The sequence below is a fragment of the Rhodopila globiformis genome, from assembly GCF_002937115.1.
Classification (GTDB): Bacteria; Pseudomonadota; Alphaproteobacteria; order Acetobacterales; family Acetobacteraceae; genus Rhodopila; species Rhodopila globiformis.
On record NZ_NHRY01000115.1, the window covers coordinates 1 to 2650 of the forward strand.

2 protein-coding genes and 1 pseudogene are annotated in these 2650 nt (G+C 64.0%); 1 reads left to right on the forward strand and 2 read right to left on the reverse strand.

The genetic code is table 11. The features are described 5' to 3' along the window. Positions 1-1134: 1134 nt before the first annotated feature. Positions 1135-1611: a xanthine phosphoribosyltransferase gene (gene gpt, locus CCS01_RS11680; RefSeq protein ID WP_104519003.1), complete on the reverse strand. Its 477-nt coding sequence runs from the start codon at positions 1609-1611 to the stop codon at positions 1135-1137. 77 nt (positions 1612-1688) lie between these two features. Between gpt and CCS01_RS36065 the strand changes: the two are divergent. After that, positions 1689-1880 (forward strand): annotated as a pseudogene (locus CCS01_RS36065) (enoyl-CoA hydratase-related protein); the annotation flags it as partial. Between the two features lie 163 nt (positions 1881-2043). Here the strand turns inward: CCS01_RS36065 and CCS01_RS35130 are convergent. Further along, positions 2044-2484, reverse strand: coding sequence for a transposase (locus CCS01_RS35130; RefSeq protein ID WP_104519005.1), 441 nt, complete (start codon positions 2482-2484; stop codon positions 2044-2046). Positions 2485-2650: the final 166 nt, after the last annotated feature.

A 2650-nucleotide genomic window follows, 5' to 3' on the forward strand; every position in this document is an offset into this window, starting at 1 on the left:
TCAGCCCGCGCTGATGGACTTCCTGCACGCGTTATAGCCGTTTGGTTATGTGGCGTTCAAAGGCCACCAACCGGCCCTGGCAGCCGCATTCGGCGCTGAACGCCACATATCCACCGGCGCCACATTACGCACACGGCTTTCCAGTTGCTGGTTTCCTCATCGGGAGTGTCTGGCTGCTGCATGAGCTTCTGAAAGGGTGACCCGTCCATGCTTTGCCGAGAACCAGCAGGCGATCCCTGATGGCTTGCCTGACGCCGTTGCCCAGCGCCGACACCATGCAATCGATGCCGATCAAAAGCTTCGTCCACCACAGCTCGTGGGGCTCCCCACCGGTGGCTTCTGTCCCCTTGTCTGGCCACTGTGGCACTTGAGGGACTTTCCTTGCTTCATCCCGCTCCTTTCGCATCCAGCTTCCTGCCCCCCTTCCCTCGGCACGGGTTTCCCCGCCCCTCTCCACCGCTCGAAGCGGCCGCGGTCGTATGAAGGCTCTGACTCCTGGCGGGCTCACCCTGCGCGTCAGGTCTCTCCGCTTACGCCGCTCTGCCGTCCCGACATTCCGTCCTCAACCACGTGATCCGCCCGATAGCCGCTTTGAGTCTCAGTCGCTTCAGCGCTGTCGGTTATTTCCAGGCTTCGCCCTCCACGAGCAGGCTCGCCACAAGATCCCGCCGAAACAGGTTCGTCATCCTACGGACTGCCAGTTCACCTCCGGTTGCTCTCCATCATCGCCTCGCAGCGACGCAGTTACCTTCGATTTCCGGGCTGCGACCAACCCGAGCACGGACTTGCACCGTACTGACAAAGCGTCCTCACGGATGCACTCATGGCGGCCGCAGGGCCGCCATCCACGCCTTGCGATGCCGGTACCAGCAGAAGGCGTGGATGGTGGGCCTGCGCCCACCATGACGAGGTGGAGCGACCTTGCCCATTTTCAGCCATTGCGGTGCCGGCGCCGCCGGCTGGCTAACTCCGTGTTGAGAATCGCGGAAGGATGAACAAGCACGGACGGTCTCGGATGACCCTCGCACCATCCGCCACGGCTCGCGCGCCCCAGTCGCTGCGGACCGCGGCCAAGGCAAGCGGCAGAGGACCTTCCGCCACATCCAACAGAGTCGGTTCTTCCGGCGACTGGTATCAGGCCACGGTGCGGCGAGCCAGCGGCTCGATGAACTGCGGTTCGGTGTCCCAGGGGAACAGAATCCAGGTGTCCTGGGACACTTCGGTGACGAAACTGTCCACCATTTCCCGCCCCAGCGGCTTGGCGTAGATGCAGGCGAAGTGCGCCTTGGGCATCAGGGCACGCACGACGCGCGCGGTGGTCCCGGAATCCACCAGATCGTCGATGATCAGGTATCCGGTCCCGTCGCCGGCCGCGGCGGGCGGCTTGATCACCACCGGCTCGCCACGCAACTCGTCCTGGTAGGTCACGACGCAGACGCTTTCGACCAGCCGCAGGTCGAGCTCGCGTGCGACGATCGCGGCCGGGATCAGGCCACCCCGGCTGATCGCAACGATGCCGGTGTAGGGTCCGCAGCTCATCAGCCGCCAGGCCAGGGCGCGGGCGTCACGATGGAGTTGGTCCCAGGTGACTGTATAGTAGTGTGCGGCCATGGCGGCTTTTCGGCGAAAACCGGCCACCGATGCAAGAGGGTTCGGCCGGAGCGCAGCCATGCAGGGGGAGAGGAAACATGACGGACGTCGTCATCACACAGGCCGGGCAGGTGCTGGAGATCCAGCTCAACCGGCCGGAAAAGAACAACGCCCTGACCGGGGCGATGTACCAGGCGGTGCAGGACGCATTCGGCCGCGCCGATGAGGATGCCGGCATCCGCGTCGTGCTGCTGACCGGCGCCGGGGACACCTTCACCAGCGGCAACGACATCAGTTTCTTACCCCCGGACTCTTGCCATGTTCTGCATCAAAAAATCCCATCAAATCATTGCCGGAATGATAACCGCCTGGGTGAGCTGTTCGGCTGCCGCGATCGCGGCACGCCCCATCTTCGTGAGGTACTAACCAGACGGCCAAGCCTTTGCCATGGCATCACGCCGCATAGCGGACGGTGGGTGCCTGGAAGAAGGCCTGGACCTTGGCGGGTCGCTTTTGCAGGCTGTGCATGTGGGATTGCAGGCCAGCTTTCAGCGCGGCCCGGTCTTTGGGGATACGCCGCCTGGCCAACCCCTGCTTGAGGTCGTTGTGCATGAATTCGTCCGGATTGTAGTCGGGCGCATAGGGCGGCAGGTAGAACACCTCGATGCGATCCTTGTGAGCCTCCAGCCAGGCGGCCACCGCCTTGGCCCGATGGACACGCAGATTGTCGACGATGAGAAACACCTTGCAGGGCGCGTCCTTGATCAGGCGGCGCAAGAAAGTCAGGAAAATGAGGACGTTCAGCGCACCTTCGGTAAGCTGGGCAAAACCCCGGGCGGGATCTGCATTTTCCGCTTGAATCGACGCAGCGGCATACGATGTCGCTGTGGTCATGCCAGCCCCCGCCGACCCGTCCAGCCTGTCGCGTTGCGCGCTCGAAGCCGAGGTGGCGGCGTTGCGCGAGGAGAACGCCGCGCTGAAGCAACTGATCGCCGCGCTGCGGGACGAGAACGCCCGGCTGAAGGGCCTGAAAGCCCGGCCGGCGATCAAGCCGAGCGGC

Bases quoted from the DNA above. Each gene is read 5' to 3' on its own strand.
- CCS01_RS35130 (WP_104519005.1), bottom strand. From the start codon at position 2,484: ATGACCACAGCGACATCGTATGCCGCTGCGTCGATTCAAGCGGAAAAT.
- gpt (WP_104519003.1), bottom strand. From the start codon at position 1,611: ATGGCCGCACACTACTATACAGTCACCTGGGACCAACTCCATCGTGAC.